This is a genomic window from Exiguobacterium undae DSM 14481, from assembly GCF_000620805.1.
Lineage (GTDB): Bacteria > Bacillota > Bacilli > Exiguobacteriales > Exiguobacteriaceae > Exiguobacterium_A > Exiguobacterium_A undae.
In genome coordinates, this window is record NZ_KK211187.1 from 1760967 (window position 1) to 1786975 (window position 26009).

Here is a 26009-nt window from a genome sequence, read left to right on the forward strand (position 1 = left end):
AAAAGACCAAATCTTATTTCCGGATAACATATGTCATTTTTTGGACGGACTGTGCGATAATGAAAAGACGAAACAAAGGAGGAATTTCCGTTGTCATCACTCATAAAAGAGATTGCCGCCCGGATCAAGTATCCGCTCGGACATATCATCTCGTTTGACGATTTACCCGCGTTACTTGAAGCATTTGCTTATCATCTTCCGTTTGATAACCAAGCAGTGTTGACGAAACGGACTGCTCCGTTTAATCCGGATCGTCTCGAGCAGACATTCGTGACGGATCGGACTGGAGGCGTCTGTTACGATTTAAATCATCTGCTTTATGAAATCTTGCGGATTAAAGGATTTGATGTCGCGCTCGTCAAAGCAACCGTCTTCGATCAGGAAAATGACAGCTGGTCTGCGACCGGTCCGACACACGTCGCTGTCCTGCTCCGACATCAAGGGGACACGTACGTTGTCGACACCGGCTTTGGCGTTAATCTCGCATTACGTCCGATTCCGTTGACTGGCGAAACGGTCACCTCACCAAGCGGCAGCTTCCGGATTGCGCCGAATGGTGCCGGCTATCAACTCGAGATGTTGCGGACCGGTCAGGACGACGAATTTGTCATCGGCTACCACTTCTACACGCAACAGACCGTTTTGCCGGAACAACTGTCGTCTATCGAACAAGTCATCCAGGACCATCCGGCGTCCCCGTTCAACAAACGCAGTCTGCTCGCAATCCGGACACCCTCCGGACACCGCATCCTGACGCAACAAGCATTGACGATCTGGACCGATGGCCAAAAGACCATCCAACCGGTCACCTCGGACGACCAGTACGTTGCCTGGAAACACGAATTTTTTTGAAGGAGTGATGACCTTGTACCGATATACGCTTTGTTTGATTCGCAAGGCTGATCACGTCTTGTTGCTGAACCGTCAAAAACAGCCGGCGATGGGCATGTGGAACGGAGTCGGCGGAAAAATCGAATCCGGTGAATCGCCGGCGGAGTCGGTCATCCGGGAAACCTTTGAAGAGACCGGTATCCGCTTGACTGATGTCCGGTTCGCCGGAACGATCCTCTTACAGGCGGATGAGACGGTCGGGATCTACCTGTTTCTGGCTGACATGCCGGATGAACAGATGCTCACAACGCCGCTTGCGACCCGTGAAGGCATTCTTGACTGGAAACAGCTCGACTGGATTCTTGCTCCGGAAAATACCGGCGTCATCAGCAATCTCAAAGCGTATTTGCCGTACGTTTTGACAGAACCGTCACCGATGCTGCATACGTTTGATTACGCCGGTCATCAGCTGCTGGATCATCAGATTTCGCCACTCGAACAGGTTATCAATTAAAAAAAACGTCCAATTGTTTACTGACAACAGCTGTCAATAAAGCAATTGGACGTCTTTTTTTAGTTCAAACCAAACCATTCCAAGCCAGTTACGATCAAAGCGACCATCACGATACCAGGCAGGAGATTTGCGACCCGGATTTTCGTGATGCCGGCGAGATTTAAGCCGATTGCTAAAATCATCACCCCACCCGTCGCTGTCATCTCGACGATGAACTGTTGCAGGATGGCATCCGGAACGAATTGGGTGATGGCGACGGCGCCGAGGGCAATCGCCCCTTGATACACAAGTACCGGAATGGCGGAGAATATGACGCCGATCCCGAGCGTCGAACTGAGGACCAGTGCCGTGAAGCCGTCAATCAGTCCTTTGGTATAGAGAACATCATGATCTTGGCGCAAACCGCCGTCCAGTGCTCCGAGCACGCCCATCGCCCCGATGACGAAGATCAGTGTCGCCGTGACAAATCCTTCGGCGATGTTCGACGGTCGCCCCCGTCCGATTTTGAGTTCAAGCCATTCACCGACCCGATTGAGTTTTTCGTCAATCCGCAACCATTCGCCGATTGCTCCGCCTAAGACGAGACTGCCGATGACGATTAAAAAGTTTTCGCTTTTCAGCCCCATTTGGACACCCAGCACGACGACGGCGAGACCAATCGCTTGAACGACGGTTTCTTTCATCCGTTCGGGAATTTTATGGAACAACAAGCCAAGTAATGTTCCGACAATGATTAATCCTGTATTGACGAGTGTTCCGGTTAAGACCATACTGTGCCCTCTCTTTCTGATAAAATTCTAAAATAATATGGTAATTGAAATAATTAATGGTTTGGAACTGGCTTTTGCTCTGCCTGCTTCAGACTATGGATGGTCATCCCGAGCATGACGAGGAGCATCCCGATCAATGCCAGTCCGGTCGGAAAGACGGCATGTAAAAAGACCATCTCACCGAGAATCGTGAATAAGATCTCAAACGACTGCGTCGCTTCGACTGCCGCCAACCGGATCGGTTCGGTCCGGACAAGCGTCGTCGCATAAAAAAACAGTGATGTCGCAATCACGCCGGAAAACAGCGCGACCAGTCCCGACTGTCCGACTTGTGACGCCGATGGCAGACCCACCTGCAGGTAAGCCAAACCCGACAGGACCAACCAGAACGGCAGACTGGCAAGTGTCATCCCGAGAATCCGGTCAAATACACCAAGTTCATCGCCGTACCGTTCCATCATCTTCCGGTTGCCGAGCGGATAGGCAACCGCAGCCAGAATCACCGGCACGATCCCAAGAACCAGCGTCGTCACCGACACCTCACCCGCAACCGACAGTTGCATCAGCAGGACACCGGCAACGATCAACAGCGAATAGCGGAGCGACGCCCAAGGAATCGTTTGCTTGAACAGTGGCGCAAGCAACGGTCCGGCCAGAATCGTCACTTGCCAGGTGCCGGCAATCAACCAGCCCGGTGCGTAGTCCGCCGCGAGACAAATCCCGCTGTAAAAAATGCCAAAGCCGATCGTACTGTACGTCAGCCAAAACCGGGGTGCTGCCCGGAGCGCCGACCAGACACGACCAAGGCGGTGCCGGTAGCCGACAATTACAAATAATAATGGCACCATCAAGTAAAACCGTAAGGCGGCGCTGTAAATCCAGTGCCCCCCGCTCCCTTGCATCGATTGATTCAAGATGAAGGTGACGGCGAAAAACAGGGCTGACAGGATGCCAATCACGATTGGTCGCATGACGTCTCCTCCTCCTCTAAGGCCGCGACCAGATGTCGTCCGAGACCGTTCCAATTTTGTTCCGTCGTCCGGACGAGTGCTTCTGCGTCCCGCTTCTCGCAAGCCGCCAGAATCGCCTCGTGATCGGCCATCGAGTCGTGCCCGTGCCTAGAAAACTGGGCATACTCCAACCGGCGGATCAGCGGTGTCAGCCGGTTCAACGTCTCGCTCAGTTGACCGTTTTGACTCCGCGTCAGAAACAGCCCATGAAAGGCATCGTCCAGCCGCAGTGCGGCTTCGGCATCGTCTTGCATGATCGCTTCCTGAAACGCCTGATGGATGTCTCTTAACTGTTCGATATCTGCTGCTTTTAGTAACGGCAATGCAAGACGTGCCGCTAATGCATGCAGTGTCGCGACGATCGGAAACGTCTGCCGGGCTTGCGTTGCGTCCAACCGGGTGACGTTTGTCCGTGACCCGCGTTTCGCGACGACGAGTCCCTCCTCCTCTAATTTCTTTAACGCTTCGCGGACCGGTGTCCGGCTGACCCCGAATGCTTCGGCCAGCTCCTGATCGTTCAGCTTTTGCCCCGGTGCGAGTGTTAAGGTGATGATTTGCTGTTGCAGTCGTTGGTACACTTCTTCACTTAACGAAAGTCGTGGAATCGGTTGATTTTTCATATAACTAATATATTACATATCAATTCTAACTGTACAGTCTTTTTTCCAAAAAAATGAAGCAACCAAAATCGGTTGCTTTCTAAAGGCGTGCTCTGTTTCTTATGTCGCAAGCGGTCGTTTCAAATGACTGAGATCATGTCGCTTGAGCAGCAACAGCTGAATCAGAATCGCCAAGGCAACAAACACTTGCGTCACGAGATTCGGGATTGCGAGATTCACGTTCAGAACATCCGCGGCGATACTTGAAAAATCCCATAAGGCGTGGAAAAAGATCAACGGCCACAGATTGTTGAGTTTCAGTGCAATCAAGGCAAAAAATAATCCGAACAAAAACGTATTGCCGAGTTGAAAAATCATCGCACTTACCGGAATGAAAGCAATCAAATTCAAGAGATGAAACGACGAGAACAAGGCGGCACTGATGACAATCGCCCGGTACGGGTGTTGCTCCGGATGGAGATGGCGTAAGATGATGCCGCGGAATAACACTTCTTCGTTAAAGCCGACGAACAAGGTCGTCACGAAGATGATGGCGACGAGCTGAATCGTTGCTGCGGACAGGTCATCATAGGAAGCAACCAACGCATTGACGACGAGCACGACTTGATACAGCACGATTAACAAAATCGGAATGTACCAGACGAGTCCCCGGATTTTTAACGGGGAGAAACCAACGGCTGCAAACGAACTGTTGCGACGGATGAACCAGACTAAAAAGACGGCGGTCAAGATTTCACCAAAAATCGCAATCCGCAACAATTCCGGATCCCCGTAGTAGATGCCGAACCCAAATGCCGAGACGGCCATGACAAGCGCCATGATCAAAAAGACGACGGCTGCCGAGATGATGATCGTCCGTTTTTCCACCTTTGTCTCCTCCTTACATGAGTGACTGGTTTTCCGCTCCTTTTATTCTTAATTTACCTCGTTCCCGTCAAACATAATCCTGACTTTCCCCATTACCTTGCAATGCATGATAGCATGACGTACAATTACCTTGTATTACATGATAGTGAAACGGGGAATCGCGATGTCATCCACCCAAATGTTAAAAGGCATTCTTGACGGTTGTCTCCTCGCCTTGATTGCCGAGGAAGAAGTATACGGTTATGAACTGGCAACAAAACTCGCCGCCCACGGTTTTGCCGACGTCAGTGAAGGGACGATCTATCCGTTGTTGATGCGGATGCAAAAACTGGGTTGGATCGAAGCGACGCAACGGGTCTCACCGAGCGGACCAAAACGAAAGTATTATACCGTCACTCCGGACGGTCGCGAGGAACTGGCAGCGTTCACGACGCGCTGGCAACAACTGGCGGCGAGCGTCCAGCATATTTTAAAGGAGGACTCCTGAATGCAGACGTTATCCGACGAATCAAGACGGTTTCTAGAAGATTTAACACTCTACTTGCTCGCCTCCGGAAAAAACGAACAGGCGACGCAAGACATCGTTACCGAACTCGAGGATCATTTACAGGAAGCCGAGGCGGACGGTAAGTCGGTTGCGGCCATCACCGGTGACAGTCCGGCCGCCTATATTCAATCGATCGCCTCAGAGATGACGACCGATTACCGCGAATCGGTTTGGCTGCTGCTTCAAATTCTCGCAGGCGTCTTCAGTTTTCTGTTGTTTCAAGACTTGCTCGACGGTCCGCTGTCCTACAGTCTGTACTTTTTAGTCGGCTTCACCGTCTTGATCAGTTCTTTGCTGATCGTTTTGAGTAGATGTTTACGCTACAGCGCGACGCACACCTCTTCGAAACGCCCAATCCTGTTGTTTGGTCTGTCCACGGGCGTGATTTTCTTGTTGCTGATGGGACTGTTTTTAACTGATCCGCAGATCACGTCACCGACGATCCACTTTTCCTGGTTGACCAGTTCGATCGTTGGTCTCAGCGCCTTCCTCCTCATCGGATACAGTGCATACCGGGCGAAGACCTGGGTCTTGCCGCTTGGGCTGTTGGCTTATCTGTTGCCGCAATTTTTCCTACGTTATCAGCTTAATTGGTCCGCTTTATCCGCTGTCGGCGTCGGCTATGTTTGTGCTACTGTTTTAATGACCGCGCTGTTTTTTTACGAAACAACATCCAAAAAAACGAATCAAACTTGAATCGTTTACTACACAGATCGGAGATGGCACATTGAATATTTGGGATCAAGAAGACGATTATGGCATTCTCGCGCCTTTGTCAGAACGGGACATCCAACAAATCGAACACGAACTGCAGATCACATTTCCTGAAAGTTTTCTCAGCGTATTAAGAAAGCAAAACGGGGGTTGTCTCTTGTATAACGCTGTTTCGGTAGATTTTGAAAATACATGGTCGGAACCTAGAGAACCCAGTTACTTACCCATTCGGTACCTCGAAGGTCTCAGCTACGACTCGTTCACCGAGTCAACTAAACTTGTTTTGCCGGAATGGGGCATCACAGGTAAACATGTCACGATCGGTGATGGTGAAGGAACCTATATTTACTACTTAAACTTTGATCAACAGGATAACAATCCGTCCGTGTGGTACCTTGACACTTCCGATGAATCCACCCGCGAAGTGGCTCCAACCTTTCAAGATTTTCTGTCCCGATGGATGATTCAAGAACCAGACTTAGAACCACTTGATTTAGAGGCGTTTTATGCCAGTTATCCGTCGATGGAAGAAATTAATCTTTCTATTCAAAGTGAGGATATTGATACTGTCTTGTATGCATTCAACAATTGGATGACGATTGGTTTGGAACAAGAACGGTTAGTCCACGAAATGATGAAATGGATTAACACGACGACGGATCCAGACCTCCTTGACTTCTTCGCCCAAAATATGACGAATTTAGTGTTAAACACAGGGGCGGGCGTTTACGTTTCCAATGAACAGTTGGCAAGACTCCTGGAATCAAAAGGAGTTGATTCCGATTTAAATGTTTACATCAACTGGTTACGCGCTGAAGATTAATATTCATTCCGGGAGGTCTACATCATGTCTGAAACCTTTTTGTTTTTAATCATTATCGCTTCTCTGACCATTTGGATCAGCCTGTCAAAAGAAGTATCTAAATCATCTCAAGATTTTAACCGTCCCAAAATGCTGACCTTATTGACCGCCGGATCAATCTCTACGATTCTTTTAATCATTGCGCTTGTCCAGTCATGACAGCCGTCTGTTGTGAAGAACTGTCTTCACAACACGACAGGAATTGAGGTGCTTCAGTATGAAGATTAAAACGTTTCTCCTCGGCTTCATCAGCGTCTATCTTTTGCTGAGCGTTCCTGCATTCTTAGGCATCGGGTCTGTCATCGACTGGGTTCCGGAAGCAACTTTCGCTCAAAAATTTAATGGAATCGTGATGGACGGTCTGACGCGTCACGCTCTGATTAAAAGTGTCCTTGCTACAATCATCAGTCTGTCCGTAAGCCTGTTGTTCTTTAGAGACAGGGTCCGTAAAAGACGGTGACGGGACGCCTGCTTCCTTTCCAACGATTTTTCCAAAAACAAGACGTCCCTCTTTCGAGAAGGACGTCTTGTACTGTTTTACCGGATGCCGTTCGACTGCGCTTCATGCCGTTCCCGTGTCCAGCGGTACAGCCGGCTCGTCACGGTCCGCCCGTCAATCCGTTCCATGACGAACGGTCGGTCCAACACATGTTCAAATCCCAGTTTTTCGATGACCCGGCGTGACGGGGCATTAAAGTCAAAATGCGCACACCAGACAAGATCGACCTCCATCGTCTCAAATGCCACTGCGAGGGCGGTCCGGACGATTTCCGGCATCCGTCCCTGCCCCCAGTAGTCCGGGTGAAGAACAAATCCGAACTCGACCTGCTTCAAGTCGGCCAGCGCCTCGACCGGACGACGGTCATGAAAACCGAAGCTGCCGATGATTTGTCCCGTCGCCTTGTCGACGATCGCATAGCCGTCGTTCGCCTCTTGAAAAATCGTAATGACGTCCTGACTTTCAGCAAGCGACGCATGCTGTGCCCAGCCGGCGTTTGGTCCGACACGCGGATCTTTCGCATAAGCATACAGACTGGCAGCGTCACTTTCCTGCCAGCGCCGTAACCGGTGCCGCTCCGTTTCAATGATGTCCATGTTTCTATCCCCTTCCCTTTTTATGAAGCCTGCTGTTTTTCAGCGATTTTTTCGTTCCGGAACAAGCCGAGGTAGACCAGACCGAGTCCGAGACACACGATCAGTCCGATGTAGACACTCATCATGAACGGAGCGAGCACCGCTCCGAGGATGAGCGTCGAGCGGGACAATAAATCGGCACCGGCGTGTGACGTGCCGGCAAAGGCCGAATAGGCGCCGCGTTGATCGGCCGGCATCATGTTGGCTTTTTCCGCGTTCAGTGTCGGTGAATAAAGCAACTCCCCGATCGTCGCAATGAAGATGAATGTCAAGAGCAGCGTCAGGGAATTGGCACTCGTCACCGTGGCGTAACCGATGATGTACAAGACAAGTCCGCCGACAAGCGCCTGTTTGTTCGAGAAACGGTTCGAAAACCGCTGGATGAAAAACGTCAGACAAACGACGAGAATCGTATTTTCGATATTGATCAAACTGAGCATCCGGACACCATTGACGGTCAAATCGCCGATCGTGACGGTATCAAATTCGTCCGCTAAACGGACGGCGACGTAACTGCCCATCGAAAACTCAGCGGCGAGAATACACATCGAACCAAAGACGACTTTAACGAACGGTCGGTCACGCCAGGCAATCTGATAACTTTTCCCGAGATCGCGGAATACGTGTCGAAGCGGTTGTTTCTGCCAGACGTGTTTCGATTCGTCGAGCAAAAAATGATAGGCAACCGGTAACAGCAGGGAGGTACACGTCAACAGGCTGAATAAAAACAGCCGGTTGCTGACATAGAGCCAACCGCCTAGCGCCGTCCCGAGGGCAATCGACAGGTTGATCAACCAGTAATCGATCGCATAGACGGCCCGCCGGTTTTCCGGTGTCGTCGCGTCAATGATGATCGCACTCATCGCCGGTCGACCGATGTTGCTCGTCACGGTGAAAATGGCGTAGGCGATCGTAAAGAGCAGCATCTGATCGCTGGCGAGACTGATCGTCATCACCAAAAACATCAATCCGGTCGCCGTCGTCGACAAGACGAGCAGGCGTTTGCGGGGAAACCGATCGGCGAGGTAGCCGCCAATCAAACCGATCAGGAAGCTGATAATCACTGTCCCGATCAAAAAGACGCCGGCAAATACTTTGTTGTACGCTTGAACAAATAACAGGGCCATGAACGGCATGATGGCGAACGAAATCGTCCGGTTAAAAAACGACGTTACAAGTCTTACTTTAATTGGTTGAGGCATTTCTTTCCATTTCATATTGTCACCTTCCATTCTCTACCTGTATGATAAACAAGACACAGCGACTAAAAAATGGACATCGTCAAGAAAAGATGTCCCCTTTTAGAATGGAGGAATGAGATGGACGCTTATCTGTTCACCTTATGGAAATCCTGCCGGGAAGGATCGTACTCGATTGCCGAATTGGCCGACACGGTCCATTTAAGTCCCAAACAAACGAAACGGTATTTGAACCGTTGGCAGGAAGAAGGATGGTTGCACTATACGAGCGGTCGGGGCCGCGGACATCTGACGGCACTCGTCTGGCTGCGTCACGTCGAACGGGAATACGCGAAACAGATGCTGGAGCGAATCGAACGGGAGTCGGTCGACGCCGTGACGGACGAACTCAGCTGGGACTGGTCACCCGCTCAAACCGGTCGCTTCATGCGGCAACTTGAGCGCAAGTTCGGCTATACGCAGGAATCGTCGGATGCCCTGCTGATTCCGCGGAATCGACCGTTTTTGACGACGGATCCGCTCGAAGCCGCCGACATTCACAGTGCCCACCTCGTCCAAAATGTCTTCAGCCGGTTGTTTGCCATCGACGCGGACGGTAAACTCCAGGGCGAACTGGCACATCATTATGCCTGGAACGGGTCTACGTTATCACTCTACTTACGCAAAGATGTCCGGTTTCACGACGGTTCGCTGTTGACGAGCAAAGACGTCACGAAAAGCCTGCGCAAGCTCATCGCCTATCCGGCGTACGCCCGGTCGTACCGGCATGTGTTGCGGATTCAATCGAATGGACCGTACCAGGTCGATGTGACGCTCGATCAGCGCCGGCATTCCCTGTTGCCGAAACTGGCGACGATTCATACGAGCATCAGTAAAGACAACATTGGGACGGGTGCCTTTCAATTGACGCAAAATAACAATAAAAAAACGATTTTGTCGGCGTTTCCGAACTATTTCGGTATCCGGGCCCTGCTCGACCGGATCGAGTTCATTCAGATGCCGGACGCCTACGATCCGGTTTACCGGACATCGCGGTCGGACTCCGGTGAGACGGATACGATTGCGACCCAGTCCGGCTTCGGTCTCGTTTTTTTGAACCCGCGTCCCGGCGGACCGTTCGAACAACCGGACGCCCGCCACTACATACACCGCTTGATCGCTTCGATCCGACCGGGGATTCAGTCTGTTAGCGAGCGGGGTTTTCCGAATGACCGGGGATTTCTTGAACAGTACAGTTCCGTTTATCCGCCACCGACCGGTCCGGCCGTTTCGTTTGACCAGCCGCTCCGGATCAAACTGACCGACTTCACGGACAAAGTAACCCGTTGGTTATGCGAAACCCTCGAAGTTCACGGCATACCGTATGAGCTGGTCCCGGTCGGGTTTAAGGAGAGCATCACCGACTTTCACGCTTTTGACACGATTGATCTCGCGATCCACGCCGAGGTGTTCGAACGGAACTTGCCGGTCGCCTTCCATCAATTTCTGACAAATGATTTTTCACCGCCCATGAAGATGTTTGGTCGGATGCCGGAACTCGAGGCATGGATAACACAATACGACGAAACACCGTTTGAGGACTGGCTGACTCTCCATCAGACGGTGGAACGATACTTGATTGACTCGTCTTATTTCATTCCGCTCTACGATGATACACGGATCATCCCGTTCCCGATCGAATTGCAAAATATCACGATCGACTCGTTTGGCTACTTTGACTTTTCCAAACTGTGGATCTCATCTTGACCTTCGACTGCCGTCGGAGGTTTTTTGTCGGCTTTTTGACGAATTGATGGCACGTTTGTGACAATCGTCACGAACACTTTTAATCTAGTATTTTATTTATTGCTTTTAAAGCATGTCAGGATGATACTGAACACGAACCGCTTGAACTTACACCCTGCTGAAAAGGAAGTGTCGATATGTTAACGTCATCCACAATCACGATCATCCAATCCACCGTCCCTGTTCTTGCTGAACACGGTCAGACAATCACCCGTGTCTTCTATCAACGATTGTTTGAAAATCATCCGGAAATGAAACAGATCTTCAATCAGTCCAATCAAAAAAACGACCGGCAGTCACAAGCTTTGGCGACGGCTGTCTATGCGGCCGCTGCCCATATCGATCGGCTCGACGAATTGAAACCGGTCTTATTACCGGTCCTGCATAAACACCGCAGCCTGCAGATCAAGCCGTTTATGTATGACATCGTCGGTGCGGAATTGATCGGGGCGATTCAAGACGTCCTCGGTGACGCCGCAACGCCCGATATCATCGAGGCCTGGACAATTGGATACGGTGAAATCGCCAATCTGTTCATTTCACTCGAAGCCGAATTGTACGCCCGGGATGAACAGGCAATCGCCTTTGAAGGCTATCAACCGTTTGTCCTGGAAACGGTCACGATCGAGTCCAGCGACATCAAGTCGTTTATGTTACGACCGGCAGATGGACGGACTTTACCTCCCTACCGTGCCGGTCAATACGTCACGCTCCGCCTCCAGGCACCGGACGGTCTCTGGCAAAACCGTCAGTACAGCCTGACTAAACGTGCTGACGGAAAATCGTATGCGATTGCCGTCAAACAGGACGGATCGGTCTCGAAGCAACTGCATGAACTGTCCGTCGGCGACCGTGTTTTGCTCAGTGCCCCGGCCGGTTCATTCACCTTACCGGACGACACAACGCCGTTCGTCGGACTTGCCGGCGGAATTGGTGTAACGCCACTGCTGGCGATGGCAGAAGCCGCTCTCGCGACAGGACGCCAAACGACTCTCTACGTCGCGGTCCAAGATGATCGTGACCGACCGTTTGCGGAACGGTTGGCACGGCTCGAAAAACAAGGGGCGACGATCGTCCGTTATGCCGAACACAACACACTCCCCGGGACCCGGACCGGACGGTTAACCCGCGACGATCTGACAGCGATTGACCACACGGCCGAAACATTTGTCTGCGGTCCGCAAGCGATGATCCAGTTCGTCCGTCAACACTTTAGCGGTCATCCGGATAACCTGCACTTCGAAGTGTTTGGACCAAGCCTTGCGCTCAAAGCGCCGACCGTTGTTTCTTGACGGGTATCTGACTCCACAAAAAAACGAACGAGCCTGCACGTTTCTTGAGTGCAGGCTCATTCGTTTTTTGTTTACCATAGATTGCTCCTCTTCGAAGCCGTCCTACGTAAATGATTATTTTTCTAATTCCGGTGTAATCCGTCTCCATAACACGTTTAACAGGATTGTCATTCCGCCGATCGGAATTAAAAACATCAAAGCAAGCATCGTCAATCCGTCCATCTCGCACCGTCTCCTCTGTAAGCGTTTTTATTAGTATAGCCTTCCTGTTCCAACCTGCCCTCCGCCTGAAGGCGGATTTCTCATCCAACTTCGTCCCGTCGCGCCTCCACGTCCGGTGCGGTACGCTGTAAACGAATCAACCAGAACGCAACCAGTAAGCCGGTCCCGGAAAACAATACGAAGACCGTATCGATCGCAAACACCGTCGTCAAATACGCGGATAATCCGAAGCAGATCGCCGAGCAAAGCGTTGACGCGGCAACCATCGCCGAACGGATCCGGCCGAGCAAGCCGTCCGGTGTCGTCTGTTGTAATAACGTCGAGAACGGAATCCCGAACAGACTCAGAGCCATGCCGAGCAACAGCATCCCGCTGAAGGCCAGCGGCAACGTCGTCGTCAGTCCAATTGCCAACATAAAAACGCCTTGCAGGACGGTCGACAGCTGGAACATCTGCGTCAAGTCGAGTCGGTCCGCGAAACGGGCGTACAGAAGTGACATGGCGATGCCGCCGATGACAAGGGCCAGTTCGAGCAGCGAAAACGTATTCGCTCCCCCCTTCAAAATGTCTTTCGCAAAAGGGGCGAGCAAGGCATTCAACGGCGTGATCATCCAATTGGCGACGAAGCCGAACAGGAGTAACCGCATCAACCGGGCATCTTGGCGTAAATAAGAAAATCCTTGTTGCAAGTCGCTCCAGTACGTCGTCTTCGCTGTGGTCTTGTTTTCATCCGTCGCTGTCGACGGTAAGGGAAATAACAATAACCAGGCAATAACGTGCAGGATCGCTTCCATTCCTAATATCATCTCAATGGAAAACTCGGCAATCAACAGACCACCCGCGAGCAGTCCGGCGAGCGTTCCCATCCGGTCCAGTGTGCTTAAGTACGCGTTGGCGACCGGTAACTGTTCCGCTTCGACGATCCGCGTCACGACCTTAAATGCCGTATTGCCGCCGATGACTTGTAAAAACGTCTGAACGGCAAGTAATCCGAGCAATGGCAAGAGCGTCGCCTCGGTTTGTGTCAAGATGAACCAGACGGCTCCGAGCAATAAAAAGCGAACCAGGACGGTTCCTTTCAGCAAGCGGACCGGCTCCACCCGGTCGATCCACGGTCCGACCAAACTGGAACTGACGAACCGAATCAAAAAGACCGCACCGATCAACAAGGACAAGGCGGAAGGCGACAACAACTGGGCACAGGTCCAGTAAATCGCAATATACGAAATGCTCGCGCCGACGACGGCAATTAAATCGGATGCATAAAAATAACGAAACAGGCGTGGCATGTGGTCTCCTCCTTCATATCCATCAGCTGTTCAGTCATTTTTTACCTGCTCCCATTTTACACTTTTTTACATAACACAACCAGATGGATTTCCGTTCTTTACAAAATTGGATTTCAACGACATCTCTTCGTCATATTCCAGACGCAACTGTTATCGACTTCTCATCGGACTGTAACGAAGAATGACATCGAACTCCTCTATACTGAAAACAGAAGGAAGTGAAGAGCCATGAGAATGCATACACGAACAGTTTCCCATCACGAATCGACGGACCATCCATCGGAAGCCCGGCTCGGCTATTACTTTTTATTGATCGTCTTGCCGCTTGGACTCGCTCATTTGGCGCAGTCGTTGGTGCCGTCCACTGATTCCCATCAATCGCTATTATTATCCGTTCTTACGGTCTGCGCGATCAGTCTTTTTTCCATTCTTGGAAACCGGACCGATGGTAGCGCCAAAACTACATTTTTCAGCTACGCGCTGTTTTTAGTCGTCAGTCTGTTGTCGACGTTTGCTATGCCACTCATCTGACAAACCCTCCACCCGTCGGATTGAATCGGACAGACGACAAACCCCCAGCCCCACATCATGTGGAGGCTGGGGGTTTTTTGGTTGGATCAGTTCGCACCCACATAGGTAAAGAGTGGTCCGCGCAATTCAAACGAATAATCTTCCGCGTTGACGATGCCGACAATCGCGTCACTGTCGAGCAACTGGTCAAGGAATCCGGCCATCTCCGCCGCTGTATGATACTTCGCGACATGTTTGCTGTAATCGAATCCGGCTTCGCCCCGCGACCGGTCGGCGAATTCGGTTTCCGTTGCGGCAGGTGCCAACACTTTTGCCCGCAATTTTGCCCCGGAATTTTTAAGTTCCTGCGCCAGTCCTTCCGTGTAGGCACTGACATAGAATTTCGTCGCGCAATACGTGACGGCGTTCGGGACGATCCGGTAGCCGCCGCCGGACGAGACGTTTAAAACGGTCGTTCCATCGACATTGTGGTAATCGTGCACGTACCGGCTCGTTAAGACCGTCAACGCTTCGATGTTCAGGCGGAGCATCTTCTCGATTTTTGAGACCGACACGTCCTTGACGTTGTCAAAATCACCGAATCCGGCGTTGTTGATCCACGTCTCGATATCGAGGTCTTTTAATGACTCATACAAGTCATGGACATTGGCTGATTCCGTTAAATCGACGGACCGCAAGATGACATCACTGTCCGGTGCAAGTGCTTTGACTTCATCGCGTAATTTTTCGAGTTCATCCGTCCGGCGGGCGACGAGCACAAGCGATTTTCCTTTTTGCGCGAGCACTTTCGCTGTTTCGTACCCGATTCCTGAGCTGGCACCTGTAATGACTGTGTATTTCATCTGTAATTCCCCATTTCTGTTTGGTATAGTAAAACCTTACACGTTAAAGTGAACTCTAAGTCAAGCAAGAAAGGTGATACGACATGTATACGATCTCTGAAATCAGCCGGTTGACACAGACGACGGCCCATACGATCCGGTATTACGAAAAAGAGGGGTTGCTGTTCCCGAGCCGGACGGCAAACGGCGTCCGACGCTATGACGAGACTCAACTTACTTGGCTCCGGTTTGTCTTACGCCTGCGGGCGACCCATATGCCGATCGAGCAGATCCGTCAGTATGTCGACTTGTTTCTCAGCTCGTCCGATGAACACGATACGACCAACGACCGGCTTCGGCTTCTCGAAGCCCATCAACAGACCGTCCGGGCGCAACTCCAAGAACTGAAACAGACGGAACAGATGATCACCGACAAAATCGCCGCCTATCGACGACTCCATCCATCCGTTTCGACGGACCCGGTCCGGTCTCCTTAAGTAAACGCGTGCTCCAATTGCTGAAATACCGTATTGAGTCTGTCAGGATCCAGTGCGCGGTATGCGTCGCCCAGACTGATTTCTGTTGAACAATACCCGTCTTTTGCGACGATGTAACCGGTCAGACCGATTCCGGTCGCCTCCTGGATCTTCGTCAGCTTTTCTGTCACCTCATCCACCCCTCCCGCAAAATGCAGATGGAACATGTTCGAGACGGGCACTTCCGGCGTCGTATGAATACCGGACACGGCATTCAACCGCTCGGCCAGTTGTGTCGCATCGGCATAATAATCCGCCATTCGGTCTTTACGTAACTCATAATAGTAATCGGCGGAGACGATATACGGATACAGACTGATCAAGTCGCCGCCGTAGCGCCGTTTCCAAATCCGTGCCGTCTGACAAAAGGCTGCTGGTCCCGCGAGAATCGCTCCGGCGATTCCACCGAGTCCCTTATAAAACGAGATATAGACGCTGTCGAATAAGGCAGCAATTTCGGCTGCCGTCTTTTCATAATACGGTAACATCTCGAACAACCGTGCTCCGTCGAGATGCAACCGGATGTTCTGTTCCCGGCAATGCCGGCTGATCGCTTCGAGCTCGGCAAATGCCGGCGCGACGCCGCCGATTTCCCGTTGCGGCAGTTCAAGCAACAAACAGGCGATTTCCGGCAGGGCTTTGATTTCATCCAGTGTCATCAAACGATTGACCGCTCCGACAAGAAGCGTGTCCATCGGATGGAGTTCCTTTAACCCGTTTTGTTCATGAATCTCAAGATGACAGAGCGGATGATAGGCGACGGTCCGGTTGCTCGTCTCGTCCGACCAGATCCGTAAGGCGATTTGCTGTGCCATCGTCCCGCTCGGGAAAAAGACTGCGTCTTCCTTGCCGAGGGTTGCCGCCAATTTTTGCTCAAACGGCTGAATGACCGATCCTGTTCCATATTGATCACTCGGTAAATCGTCCGAGACATCTAAAAATGCTGTTTTTAAGACGCCGGCATTCCGTTTACCGTGTCCGCTGATTTGTCCTGTTGTCTGTTGAAACGTCTCGCGTAGGTTATTCATCTCATACCCTCCAGTTTTTTAGGAAATAATGACTAATTTTTGAAAAAACAAGAACGATGATGTGTGGGATTTGCTATACTCAGGGCAGACTCGATTTACGGCTTGCATTTCATGTTATTAAAGAGGTGACCCCATGCTGACTTCCGTCCGACTGAAACTCGGATTGTTCCTTTCCTTGACGCTACTCGTCCTGTTAGTGATCAAATCGTTTGTTCCACGATTGATGAACACCTTTATCTCCCTGTTCGACAGTAAGACCGACAGTTCCTGTACGTCGCGATGCGGTGATACGATGGCCGATTTACCGCTCCCGTCTGATCCGCTCACCATCCGTCTCGACCCGATTGTCGAGGTCGTCTCAACTGAGCCTGAACCTGCCCTTCTCCGAACCGGCTTTGACTCGTTGATCGTTGCACCGCCTTATCCATTCATCTTCATCCTATTGGCGCTTTTGTCCTGTGTCCTTCTTGTCTACTACATAAAAGTTGTTCGCCCAAACCATTTCGCGTCGCTTGCTTTTTCCACCAGCCGGGTTCAGGTCATTCATTATCCGGATCATGATTTACCGGCGGAAGACATCCGACAACACGTCTTGTTATTTAACCGCCGCCTGCCTGTCGCGTTGCAACGACGGGAACAGGAGACGATGACAGAATGGTTCGACCGGATTGAATTTCCGTCTCCCGTCAGCCCCCACTACCTTGAAGTCCGCTACAGCGAACGAGGATCAATCCCCCTGCATCAACTGACATTTTTTAAACAGACGACCGAAGATTTTTTGCGTCGTCTCGCTTCTCAGACCGTCTGTTCGAAATAAGCTTGTTTGATTAAGCTTCTTTTAGAACAAGGCGGTTTTGTGTCGTTCCAGATAAGGATTTCCTAAAAATCCAGAATTCGGACTGTTTTTCAGAAATAACTGATATTTTTCAAAAAAACTGGGTAATATAGACTATATGGTTAAGTAACATCTTATAATTTTTTGAACTGTTTTTGTGAGAGAGCGAGGCGAAACGAGATGATTACAGCGCAAGAAGCATATTTCATCAAGAATGGTTTGAACGAAAAATTCCAAGACCCTCGAATCGACTGTGACTTTTCTATTTTCTCACTCGAACCGTTTCAACTCCTATTACATGTACATGATGAAGAAATGGATGAGCTGAGTACGGAAACCCGTTATGTCCTAAGTCGAAAGATTCGTTCCCAATTGAATCAACTGGATGCCAAAGTCGGCGGTACGCCCGTCACAACCGTATTCGTCATTTCCGCACCATTGATTTCCGATCATTCATACTGTGTGATTTTGCAATGATTCCTTAAAAAAGCGCTTGTCCCTTCAACACAAGAGCTTCTCCCTTCAAAAGCAGAGATGTTGAGAAACACGACGATCTGCTTTTAAAGGGAGTTTTTTAGTATTTGAAATGACTACATAAATGAGGTGACTCAATGAATAAACTGATTGCATTTTTGATCCTTGGGATGGGGATAACCGGCGCCGTCATGATTGTCTCCGTCGCGTTTTTATTTGACCCTCCAATCTCCACCACACTGAAGCTGATCATTCTTGGTTCACTTCTAACTTTTATCTGCTTCGCTGTTTCCGTCACCATCCTCCGCAAGCGAATGGAACAGCAAGAACGTTGATTCTGTCTCGTCCACTCGACAAAAGGCCGTCCCTTATTCAGGAACGGCCTTTTCGAATGCTTTTTTTGTAGTATTTCAACTGGCTTCGTGACTCGAAATTTGATTCCGCCCGCTTGACTTCGCCCGGTATAATGCTTGATCGGCGAGGACAATCAAATCCCCTTCCTGCATCCGCTCGGTCGGCTGGACAACTGCGAGACCAATGCTGACACTGACACGGCACAACGGTTGGTAGGTGGCATGCTCAATGTTCAATTGGAGGATCTCACTGCGAATTCGTTCCGCGACATGTGACGCTTGGTCGGCTTGTTCCGTTAGGATGACGGCAAATTCTTCACCACCATAGCGTGAGACTAATCCAAAATCACCGGCATGTTTTTTTAATGTCCCGGCCACTTTTTGCAGACACCAGTCCCCTTTTAAATGACCGTACGTATCGTTGTACCGTTTAAATTCGTCGACATCAATTAAAATCAATGCGACATCCGTCTGCGTCTCTTTCGCGGAAGTAAACGATGTTTCGAGATGTTCATCAAACGCCCGGCGATTTGGAATACCGGTCAGCGCATCATGCAACGAACGGTGAATCAACGCCTGTTTGCTCCGCTCCAATCGAAACGTCTGCAAGAAGGCAAACAGCAGTAGGACGGCGACGCTGACGACAATGACGATGACCCATTTCGCCGATGCGGACGCCGCTTTCGAACGATCCGTCGCCTCTTTGATGATGTTGTCGATGTCTTGCCGGATTTTTGCATTGATCGGCCGGAATTGATTGACATAATCCATGCCGCTGTACCGTTTCAATGTCGCCCGCTCGACTTGATTATCGCGAATCCAACGAATTTGTTGTTCGTAAAAGCCGTCCGTCCGTTGAATCAACGGGATGGCTTCTTCTGCTAAAAGCTGTTTCATGATCGGATGGCGTTGGTCGAGCATTTTTAACCTAGCAATCGTTTCTTTGAGTTCTGCATTTGTATCTTTGAATTGTTGGAAGGTTTGGTCATTTTGATCGAGCAGGTAACTCCGGACCGTCAATTCCTGGTCCAGCAACAATGGAAACAAACGAGCTGCTGCGTTTGAGATCGGAATCGCTTCCGTCAGGATACGTTCATTTTCTTGTTCGATTTTCAGGAAGGAATTGTAACTCCAAACACTCGTAAACATTAAGGAAAACAGTGCCAGAAGCAGGTATAGTTGCAACGTCGATAATTTCAAGTTCAGTCTGACCTCTTTCTTTTCCGTCGCCTCGTTTTTTTCTGATGGACGATACGGGACGCTACCTTATTATCGGTATCTTGGGATCAAACCATTAGCGCTCTACTCGAAATATTGCCCGTTGTCTGCACATTTGAAACAATTTCCCAGTTGACGTTGCACATTCAATTTGTTCTCGTCTGATTTTCCACGTCCTTTTGATCTTTTAATTGAACTAAATAGTGCTGCGCCCGTGCCGCCGCCTGAGTCAGATTATTGTTTTTCCACCAGGCATAGATAAGTGTCATTGCTCCGACCAAAGCCGTCAGTGCCGTCTCGACTTCCGTCGTTTCGAACGGTAATGGATCGTAACCAAACGCAAGCAGCGTCAAGTTGAGAAGACTGTAGAGCGGAACGACCAGACGAAGCAGAGCGGTGCGGCGGCTCTTCATCGTTGTCCCCCAAACAGTTGCCGCCAAGTCACCGGACCGATGACACCGTCGACCTGCAACTGATGTCGGCGTTGAAATTGTTTGACGATCCGGGTCAACGTCGCGTCAAACAGACCGGTCAAAGGAAGTGACAGTCGCTTCTGAATCAATCGGACGATCGTCCGGTCCATTCCTGTCGCCCCCGCGTGGACAGGCCGTCCGGGATAACGGGGGCCGAGGATCGGCTTTGCCTGCCCATTGACGGCGTCATACAGCTGAAAGTGCGGATAGTCCGGAAAATTGCCCCAGTCGCCGCCCCACTGCATCTTATGTCGCTTCATCGCCTGCACGAGACGGTTCAACCGCGGATCAGGCGGCGCGAGAAAGTCCGCCCGTTTGCCGCCCGCTGCATAGAAAAATAGATCCACCGCGACGCCAAAATTGTGGTTCGATGCACCGCCCCGGGCATAGGTGACGATCTTGCCGGGTCGCGTCCGGCCGATCGCAAATAAAGCATCTTGTTCCTGCTTCGTCCGAAAGGCATGAGCGACACCAATCGGCAATCCCTCTTCCGCAAGTTCCGTAATGACGGACCGGGTGATGGCGCTGACGTCCGGATCCATCTCTTTCGTCAATTTCCGGTCAGCCCGTTCGAGTAACCAGTTCAGTGATGGGTTCATAGGTTCCTCCTCGTTAAATAAGTGCTGCCAACAGTTGATTGAGTTCTGTCTGATCGGGAACGGCTTGCTCGAATCGGCGTTTTTGTTCCCGTTCCGCTTGCTGTTGTTGCCACCGCTCCCGCTCGACCCAATCGGGTAATTTTCCTGAAGCCGAACGGTTCGTTTGACGCCGGACAGGTTTGTTGCGGCGCTCTGCTTCATGTCTGTTGATTTGCTCCGGCGTCAACAGGTTCTGTTGCTTCAGTTTGGTGATGATTGCTTTGACATAGTTCCAATTTCGGACGTTTGCCGCTGCCGCCTGTTCAATCGCATGATGAATGACGGGAGGACTTGTCTCGTCGAACAGCTGTCCGAGCTGATTCCGAATGGACGGGGTGATCCGTCCGATTTCCGTTTCGAAGGAACGGATGATGCCATCGATTCCTTGATCCGTTGGTGAAGGTGATTCTTTTTTTAAAATCTGTTTCTTCACCCCTTTTTCTTCGGGGGCACGATCCGCCACCCCGGCAGGCGTCGTTTGACCGCCCTGCTGCCTGGAGCCGACCGGGTTGTCCGCGCAGATGCGGTACCCGTTTGACGTCTGCCCTCCATGCCGGTCAAATCGTTCGGCTTTCTCGATCCAGCCTTTTTCGACAAGCGTCTGGAGACAAGTCTTAACGGTTGTCTTGCCGCACGGAACAGCGTCCGCAAGCGTTTGATGCGACGGAAACGCCAGTCCATCCTGTCCGGCATAACTGCACAGAATCAGGTAAATCATTTTTTCGTGGACGGATGAAAAATCTGTTCCGTCGCGTAACAGGTGGTGCTCGACACGTAAGTAAGGTTGCATGAACCGGTCCTCCTTTTGATTCAGGAGGAAATTCCTCCTTTCTATCAAGCAATAACAGGACGCTCCGCCCATTTGTTCGAAAAAAAAACAGGCATGGTCTTCGGAATCAACTGTTCCGAAAAGCCGTACCTGTTTTTCACATGAATTGGAGATACACATAAGGGAGAACACCTGCGAGAACAATGCTGAACGCCGCCATGCCAAGCGTGAGGGTGATGGCCTTTGACATCGAAATCGTTTGTTTTTGATAGGCCGAAAAAACGGCCTTGATGATCGTCAAGAGCATCAGACCACTCAAGACAAAAGAACCAATCACGAGGACAATCAGTAAATCCATGACATATCTCCTTCCATCATTTGGGATATCGCATGTATGACTTGATGATAACTTGCCTTGACGGAAATCTCAAGCTGGTTAGACTGGAAAGGAGAACGCTTTCACACTACTCATTACTTTAAAGGAGCTTTTCGATGCCACAACGACAACATACTCTACTCACACGTCTCAACCAGATCGGTCACCAGCTCGCACACACACAACAGACCTGGTTATTGCTTGGACTCGGCTCGGTCGGTCAAGAATTGGAGCGGCTTGATGACTATTCCGATCTTGATTTTTTCGTCATTACGAAGCCGGGACAGAAACAACGGTTCCTCGATCAACTGGATTGGCTCGAATCCGTCCATCCGCTCAGCTTCATTTTCCAAAACACGGTCGACGGCTTCAAGCTGTTATTTGCCGATGGAATTTACGGCGAGTGCGCGATTTTTGAACTCGACGAGATGCCGGAGATTGCCTTTTCTCCCGGTCGGATCGTCTGGCAAGACCCGACGTTTCCCGGAACAGACCTAACTGTCTCTAAACAAACACCACCCTCGATTCGACGGGACACCCTTGATTTTGCGCTGAACGAGGCCTTGACGAATCTCTACGTCGGACTGTGCCGCTACGCCCGCGGTGAACGACTGTCCGGTCTGCAACTCGTCGAACAGCATGCCTTTTCCCAACTCCTGTCCGTCCTTCATCTGCTCGAGCCGGAAGTCGTCTATTATCCGGATCAGTACGGCAATGAACGCCGGGCCGAGCAACGATTTCCGCAAGCGCAGGAACGGTTTGCTGATGTGCTGCAAGGGTACGACCGGGTACCGCAATCCGCGCTCGCGTTGCTCGAGTGGCTCGAGCAACTGCATCCTGTCAATCAAGCGATGGCCGCTGAAATCCGACGGTTGGCTGCTGTTTGTCAAAAATAAAACGAATTCAAGTAACATGACTCGTTTCACGCGACTGACATCTTAAAGCGTGTGGGACGAGTCTTGTTTTACACTCATTACTGTGTTTCAGAATTGACGGTCCAAGTACCCCTCTACTTGTAGCTGCTCCAACTGTCTCGTCAAAAATCCGTCAAACGGAAAGTCCTGTTGTTCAATTTTGTTCTGCAGACGGCGCAGCATCTGCTTTGCCCCCTCGATGACCTCATCCGGATAATGATACGTCCGCTGATTTTCCAAAAATTCATCCTCGTCGACAACCGTCCATTGACCTGTCGTGTCCCGTACGAGATCCAGATCCAGATCGACGAACCGAAGACCGGAAGCCGTCCGCTCTGTTGGCAGACAAATGTTGCAGTAGTAGCGGACTTGTCCATCCTGCTCAAGATCAAGATTGACGGTATAGCCATCCTGCAAATCGTAGTATTCGAGTGACGGCGTGTCGCAGATGAAGGTCTGGTTCCGTGTATGATGGCGCAAAACGCGGCCCGGCCGTCCGTAAACGACCAGATACCGCTCAGTTTCGGTCAACAAAGTCGTTTCCCACTCACAATGCAGAGACCCGTCATATTTGACGGCTTGAATCTGAAGGTCTGTTTCGTTCGACGAATTCATTAGACGCTTCCTCCTCACTCATTTGTGTAACCGTGACGTGACGATAAAACCTTTTGTATTCGTCCCGGACACGTCAAAGACGGGTGTAACCGGAATTTTGAGTGTGCGGTGTTGGGTGTACTGCACAAAATAGGTATGACCGGCAGTTTGAATCTGATAGGTATGTTCTTGTTTGAGATAGTTCAAATATTCTTCAAGCACCCAGTTCTCCTCATACATCTTCGTACTGTGCGGCAGACCGACATAGCGGATGTGCCATGGTTCAAACGAGATCCCCGTCACGCTTTCTTTTCCCTTTGGGTAGCGGATGATAAATCCAAACTGATGCGCATGTTTGGCAAGCCATCTGCCCTCTTTCGATTGTTTCATTTTCCCGCGTGTCGAGCCGATGTCTACCGACAGACCGGTCTGGTGTTCGCTGTGTCCAGCAGGCAACGCAAAGTCCGCACCGTATTCTTCATACAATGCCTGTTGCAGTTTCCCACTTCGGTAGGCACTATTGATTCGAAAGTGATCGACGCCGACCTTTTTCGCCCGTTGCATCATCCGGTGCAAGGCGGTTGCGACATGATCCTCAAGCAGTACATCAGGCTCGACGATTGTTTCCGAGACCTGTTTGGCAACAGCAGATAAATTACGGGGATCTTGTTGAATCTTCGTCTGCTTGTTGATTAACACCAGATCTCCCTGATGCACGGAAACCTCTTTTAAGGAGATCGATTGTGTCAAAGCCGGTGTCCGGCTTACATACCATTGATAGGCGATGAGGCACGTTAATAGGACGACGATTGTTTTCTTCATGTTAGACCCTCTCCTTCACTTACACTCAGCGTAAAGAAAAGGGTTTAAAGGAAAGTCGGGGAAAACCTTAAAGATTTCTTAAATCGGACGGCAACGTGACTTCGAACCGAATCTGTCCATCCGGTTGTTTGACTTCAATCGTCCCTGCGTGTTTCTCGACGATCGTCTTCGCAATGAACAATCCGAGACCGGTCTGTTTCGTCGGCATGTTCCGGACTTGATCCACCGTATAAAACATATCAAACAGATGCGGGACGTCCTCTTTGCGAATCGGCGGACCGTAGTTGGCAATCTGAATCGTGATGACCTCACCTTGGCGGGCTGCCCGGACCTCGATCGGTCGACTCACATCCCCGTACCGCAGGGCATTACTGAGTAGATTCTCGAAGACCCGCGCCAGTTCTTTTCCGTTTCCGTAAACGGTGAGATTCGGAGCGATTTTTTGGTCAATCCGACCGTCGACTCGGCTGATCATTGGATACATCTCGTCCAGAAGTTGCAGCAACAACTCATGCAGATCAACCATTGACTGTTCAGTCGCCTTGAGTGACAGATCCAGTTTCGAGATATCGAACAGGGTTTCCATCAACTCCTCGAGATCCCGGGATTTTTTATAGGCAATCTTTGTATAAGCGATGCGTTGCTCGGCAGTAATGGACGGCTGGTTCAATAAGTCCAAATAGCCGGTCACCGATGTCAAAGGTGTCCGTAGATCGTGGGCTAAATTGGCAATCAGTGTTTCTTTACTGCGCTGCGCTAACGTCTCGGCTTGAATCGCGGTCCGCAATCCACTGCTCGCCTCGTTGAGATCGTTTGCGATTTGACGGAATTCATCTTTTGAGGAAATCTCGATCTGATGCGAAAAATCACCGGCTGCCAATTGGCGGATCCCGGTCGAGATTTCATTGAAGTATTTCGTATAAGTCCGCGTCAATAAGTAGAAAACGAGGATGGCGAAGGGAATATACAGCGCTAAAAACACATAAATATCGCCGACTTCGCGCATCCAAAATCGGTACTTCATGTAGGTATCGCCGTAAAAGACATGGTGATGGTAATAGTATTGCAGGGATTTATAGATCGCGAACGTGACGACTGCTGCAATCAGCAGACTTTGGATGAACAGATAGATGATCCGGGTCCGGAAACTGTTGATGAATTTACGCATTCACCTTGTACCCGACTCCCCAGACCGTTTCAATCAACCTGTTCGCTTTGTTCGTGTCCTCAATCTTTTTCCGTAAAGTCCGGATGTGAACCATGACAGTGTTGGCCCCTTCAAAATAATCCTCCTTCCACACACGCTGGAAGATTTTTTCTGAACTGAACACTTGATTGGGTGAGCTGGCGAGTAACCAGAAGATCTCAAACTCTTTTGGTGTCAGATTGACCTTTTGTTCATTGACCAGCACCGTCCGTTGATCCGCATCCAGACATACGTTTTGAATGTTGATGACGTCTGCCTTGGATGAAGCTGTCTGTCCGGTCCATTGAAAGGCGCGCCGTAACTGGGCATTGACCCGGGCGACCAACTCCAACGGATTAAACGGTTTCGTCATATAGTCATCCGCTCCGATCACCAACCCGCTGATTTTATCAAAATCGGACTGCTTGGCGCTCAAGAAGATGACCGGTGTCTGATTGATCTGCCGGATTTGCGTCAACACTTCATGACCGTTCATTTCCGGCATCATGATATCTAGAATCACAAGATCGATCGACCGCTGTTGAAACAATGACAGACCCGATTTTCCGTCATGAGCAAGTAGCGTAGCGAATCCTTCGTTGCGTAAATGAATCGAGACGAGTTCGGCGATTTCGACTTCGTCTTCGATGATGAGAATCGTTCGTGTCTGCATAAGCTGTCTCCTTTTCTACGTCTGAACAGCTTATATGATGGCATAACGAATCCTTTATTCCCCTTTTTTCAAAACAGATTCCGCAGGCTTTTTACAATCGTTTCCAGACGTC

The 26009-nt window shown here is 50.4% G+C and carries 33 protein-coding genes; 15 read left to right on the forward strand and 18 right to left on the reverse strand.

Features of this window, described 5'->3' with window-relative positions; all coding sequences use genetic code 11:
• The first annotated feature begins 90 nt into the window (after positions 1 to 90).
• Both P397_RS0109780 and P397_RS0109785 read left to right on the forward strand, forming a co-directional pair.
• Positions 91 to 852, forward strand: a complete 762-nt coding sequence (locus P397_RS0109780; protein WP_028106392.1) for an arylamine N-acetyltransferase family protein — start codon at positions 91 to 93, stop codon at positions 850 to 852.
• 13 nt (positions 853 to 865) lie between these two features.
• Positions 866 to 1345: an NUDIX hydrolase gene (locus P397_RS0109785; RefSeq protein ID WP_028106393.1), complete on the forward strand. Its 480-nt coding sequence runs from the start codon at positions 866 to 868 to the stop codon at positions 1343 to 1345.
• Positions 1346 to 1404: 59 nt separating this feature from the next.
• Here the strand turns inward: P397_RS0109785 and P397_RS0109790 are convergent, their stop codons facing one another.
• The 4 genes from P397_RS0109790 to P397_RS0109805 form a co-directional block, all read right to left on the reverse strand.
• Positions 1405 to 2115: a DUF554 domain-containing protein gene (locus P397_RS0109790; protein ID WP_026828470.1), complete on the reverse strand. Its 711-nt coding sequence runs from the start codon at positions 2113 to 2115 to the stop codon at positions 1405 to 1407.
• A 53-nt stretch (positions 2116 to 2168) separates the two neighbouring features.
• Positions 2169 to 3086: a DMT family transporter gene (locus P397_RS0109795; protein WP_028106394.1), complete on the reverse strand. Its 918-nt coding sequence runs from the start codon at positions 3084 to 3086 to the stop codon at positions 2169 to 2171.
• Positions 3071 to 3745: a GntR family transcriptional regulator gene (locus P397_RS0109800; RefSeq protein WP_028106395.1), complete on the reverse strand. Its 675-nt coding sequence runs from the start codon at positions 3743 to 3745 to the stop codon at positions 3071 to 3073. The genes P397_RS0109795 and P397_RS0109800 overlap by 16 nt, the downstream gene beginning before the upstream one ends.
• Positions 3746 to 3844: 99 nt before the next feature.
• Positions 3845 to 4612: a CPBP family intramembrane glutamic endopeptidase gene (locus tag P397_RS0109805; protein WP_026833113.1), complete on the reverse strand. Its 768-nt coding sequence runs from the start codon at positions 4610 to 4612 to the stop codon at positions 3845 to 3847.
• Between the two features lie 163 nt (positions 4613 to 4775).
• Here P397_RS0109805 and P397_RS0109810 point away from each other — a divergent pair, with 163 nt between their 5' ends.
• From P397_RS0109810 to P397_RS0109830, 5 genes are read left to right on the forward strand one after another with little or no spacing between them, the layout of a single operon-like run.
• On the forward strand, positions 4776 to 5099 hold the full coding sequence (locus tag P397_RS0109810; RefSeq protein ID WP_028106396.1) for a PadR family transcriptional regulator: 324 nt from the start codon (positions 4776 to 4778) through the stop codon (positions 5097 to 5099).
• Entirely contained in the window at positions 5100 to 5855 is a 756-nt protein-coding gene (locus P397_RS0109815) for an HAAS domain-containing protein (RefSeq protein ID WP_028106397.1), read from the forward strand.
• A 31-nt stretch (positions 5856 to 5886) separates the two neighbouring features.
• A complete protein-coding gene (locus P397_RS0109820) occupies positions 5887 to 6696 on the forward strand; it encodes an SMI1/KNR4 family protein (RefSeq protein WP_028106398.1) in 810 nt (269 codons plus the stop codon).
• 24 nt (positions 6697 to 6720) lie between these two features.
• The gene (locus P397_RS17990; protein ID WP_167331059.1) at positions 6721 to 6894 is read left to right on the forward strand and encodes a hypothetical protein; all 174 of its coding nucleotides are present in this window, start codon (positions 6721 to 6723) and stop codon (positions 6892 to 6894) included.
• Positions 6895 to 6952: 58 nt separating this feature from the next.
• Complete coding sequence (locus P397_RS0109830) at positions 6953 to 7195, forward strand: hypothetical protein (protein ID WP_028106399.1); 243 nt, start codon at positions 6953 to 6955, stop codon at positions 7193 to 7195.
• 77 nt (positions 7196 to 7272) lie between these two features.
• Here the strand turns inward: P397_RS0109830 and P397_RS0109835 are convergent, their stop codons facing one another.
• Together P397_RS0109835 and P397_RS0109840 are read right to left on the reverse strand one after the other, a co-directional pair.
• Positions 7273 to 7830: a GNAT family N-acetyltransferase gene (locus tag P397_RS0109835; RefSeq protein WP_028106400.1), complete on the reverse strand. Its 558-nt coding sequence runs from the start codon at positions 7828 to 7830 to the stop codon at positions 7273 to 7275.
• Positions 7831 to 7850: 20 nt separating this feature from the next.
• The gene (locus tag P397_RS0109840; protein WP_028106401.1) at positions 7851 to 9086 is read right to left on the reverse strand and encodes an MDR family MFS transporter; all 1236 of its coding nucleotides are present in this window, start codon (positions 9084 to 9086) and stop codon (positions 7851 to 7853) included.
• A gap of 102 nt (positions 9087 to 9188) precedes the next feature.
• Here P397_RS0109840 and P397_RS0109845 point away from each other — a divergent pair, with 102 nt between their 5' ends.
• Together P397_RS0109845 and P397_RS0109850 are read left to right on the forward strand one after the other, a co-directional pair.
• Complete coding sequence (locus P397_RS0109845) at positions 9189 to 10814, forward strand: ABC transporter substrate-binding protein (protein ID WP_028106402.1); 1626 nt, start codon at positions 9189 to 9191, stop codon at positions 10812 to 10814.
• Positions 10815 to 10990: 176 nt separating this feature from the next.
• Complete coding sequence (locus P397_RS0109850; RefSeq protein ID WP_028106403.1) at positions 10991 to 12145, forward strand: globin domain-containing protein; 1155 nt, start codon at positions 10991 to 10993, stop codon at positions 12143 to 12145.
• A 302-nt stretch (positions 12146 to 12447) separates the two neighbouring features.
• On the opposite strand, the gene P397_RS0109860 is transcribed toward P397_RS0109850, so the two are convergent.
• The gene (locus tag P397_RS0109860) at positions 12448 to 13656 is read right to left on the reverse strand and encodes an MFS transporter (protein ID WP_028106404.1); all 1209 of its coding nucleotides are present in this window, start codon (positions 13654 to 13656) and stop codon (positions 12448 to 12450) included.
• A gap of 234 nt (positions 13657 to 13890) precedes the next feature.
• Between P397_RS0109860 and P397_RS0109865 the strand changes: the two genes are divergently transcribed.
• Complete coding sequence (locus P397_RS0109865; RefSeq protein WP_235183973.1) at positions 13891 to 14187, forward strand: hypothetical protein; 297 nt, start codon at positions 13891 to 13893, stop codon at positions 14185 to 14187.
• Positions 14188 to 14273: 86 nt separating this feature from the next.
• Here the strand turns inward: P397_RS0109865 and P397_RS0109870 are convergent, their stop codons facing one another.
• Positions 14274 to 15029 carry an SDR family NAD(P)-dependent oxidoreductase gene (locus P397_RS0109870; RefSeq protein WP_028106406.1) on the reverse strand — a complete coding sequence of 252 codons (756 nt, stop codon included), beginning with the start codon at positions 15027 to 15029 and terminating at the stop codon, positions 14274 to 14276.
• Positions 15030 to 15112: 83 nt separating this feature from the next.
• Between P397_RS0109870 and P397_RS0109875 the strand changes: the two genes are divergently transcribed.
• On the forward strand, positions 15113 to 15505 hold the full coding sequence (locus P397_RS0109875) for a MerR family transcriptional regulator (RefSeq protein WP_028106407.1): 393 nt from the start codon (positions 15113 to 15115) through the stop codon (positions 15503 to 15505).
• Here P397_RS0109875 and P397_RS0109880 read toward each other — a convergent pair.
• Positions 15502 to 16572, reverse strand: coding sequence for a threonine aldolase family protein (locus P397_RS0109880; protein ID WP_028106408.1), 1071 nt, complete (start codon positions 16570 to 16572; stop codon positions 15502 to 15504). The genes P397_RS0109875 and P397_RS0109880 overlap by 4 nt on opposite strands.
• Before the next feature lie 133 nt (positions 16573 to 16705).
• Here P397_RS0109880 and P397_RS0109885 point away from each other — a divergent pair, with 133 nt between their 5' ends.
• From P397_RS0109885 to P397_RS0109895, 3 genes are all read left to right on the forward strand, one after another.
• Complete coding sequence (locus P397_RS0109885) at positions 16706 to 17389, forward strand: hypothetical protein (RefSeq protein ID WP_028106409.1); 684 nt, start codon at positions 16706 to 16708, stop codon at positions 17387 to 17389.
• Between the two features lie 198 nt (positions 17390 to 17587).
• On the forward strand, positions 17588 to 17884 hold the full coding sequence (locus P397_RS0109890) for a hypothetical protein (protein ID WP_028106410.1): 297 nt from the start codon (positions 17588 to 17590) through the stop codon (positions 17882 to 17884).
• Positions 17885 to 18018: 134 nt separating this feature from the next.
• Entirely contained in the window at positions 18019 to 18216 is a 198-nt protein-coding gene (locus tag P397_RS0109895; protein WP_028106411.1) for a hypothetical protein, read from the forward strand.
• Positions 18217 to 18291: 75 nt separating this feature from the next.
• Here P397_RS0109895 and P397_RS0109900 read toward each other — a convergent pair whose 3' ends face one another.
• The 5 genes from P397_RS0109900 to P397_RS0109925 all read right to left on the reverse strand — a co-directional run bounded on the left by P397_RS0109900 (position 18292) and on the right by P397_RS0109925 (position 21690).
• Positions 18292 to 19434: a GGDEF domain-containing protein gene (locus P397_RS0109900; protein WP_028106412.1), complete on the reverse strand. Its 1143-nt coding sequence runs from the start codon at positions 19432 to 19434 to the stop codon at positions 18292 to 18294.
• A 164-nt stretch (positions 19435 to 19598) separates the two neighbouring features.
• A complete protein-coding gene (locus tag P397_RS0109905) occupies positions 19599 to 19865 on the reverse strand; it encodes a phage holin (protein WP_028106413.1) in 267 nt (88 codons plus the stop codon).
• Entirely contained in the window at positions 19862 to 20524 is a 663-nt protein-coding gene (locus P397_RS0109910; RefSeq protein WP_028106414.1) for a M15 family metallopeptidase, read from the reverse strand. Before P397_RS0109910 ends, P397_RS0109905 begins: the two co-directional genes overlap by 4 nt.
• A gap of 13 nt (positions 20525 to 20537) precedes the next feature.
• Positions 20538 to 21353 (reverse strand): helix-turn-helix domain-containing protein, encoded by an 816-nt coding sequence (locus P397_RS17620; protein WP_028106415.1) that lies wholly within the window; start codon positions 21351 to 21353, stop codon positions 20538 to 20540.
• A 136-nt stretch (positions 21354 to 21489) separates the two neighbouring features.
• Positions 21490 to 21690 carry a hypothetical protein gene (locus P397_RS0109925; RefSeq protein ID WP_028106416.1) on the reverse strand — a complete coding sequence of 67 codons (201 nt, stop codon included), beginning with the start codon at positions 21688 to 21690 and terminating at the stop codon, positions 21490 to 21492.
• Between the two features lie 134 nt (positions 21691 to 21824).
• Between P397_RS0109925 and P397_RS0109930 the strand changes: the two genes are divergently transcribed.
• Positions 21825 to 22604 carry a hypothetical protein gene (locus P397_RS0109930; protein WP_028106417.1) on the forward strand — a complete coding sequence of 260 codons (780 nt, stop codon included), beginning with the start codon at positions 21825 to 21827 and terminating at the stop codon, positions 22602 to 22604.
• Between the two features lie 87 nt (positions 22605 to 22691).
• On the opposite strand, the gene P397_RS0109935 is transcribed toward P397_RS0109930, so the two are convergent.
• The 4 genes from P397_RS0109935 to P397_RS0109950 form a co-directional block, all read right to left on the reverse strand.
• The gene (locus P397_RS0109935; RefSeq protein WP_028106418.1) at positions 22692 to 23237 is read right to left on the reverse strand and encodes a DUF402 domain-containing protein; all 546 of its coding nucleotides are present in this window, start codon (positions 23235 to 23237) and stop codon (positions 22692 to 22694) included.
• 18 nt (positions 23238 to 23255) lie between these two features.
• Positions 23256 to 24038, reverse strand: a complete 783-nt coding sequence (locus tag P397_RS0109940) for a D-Ala-D-Ala carboxypeptidase VanY (RefSeq protein WP_028106419.1) — start codon at positions 24036 to 24038, stop codon at positions 23256 to 23258.
• Between the two features lie 67 nt (positions 24039 to 24105).
• Positions 24106 to 25206, reverse strand: a complete 1101-nt coding sequence (locus P397_RS0109945; protein WP_028106420.1) for a sensor histidine kinase — start codon at positions 25204 to 25206, stop codon at positions 24106 to 24108.
• Positions 25199 to 25897, reverse strand: a complete 699-nt coding sequence (locus P397_RS0109950; RefSeq protein WP_028106421.1) for a response regulator transcription factor — start codon at positions 25895 to 25897, stop codon at positions 25199 to 25201. Before P397_RS0109950 ends, P397_RS0109945 begins: the two co-directional genes overlap by 8 nt.
• Positions 25898 to 26009: the final 112 nt, after the last annotated feature.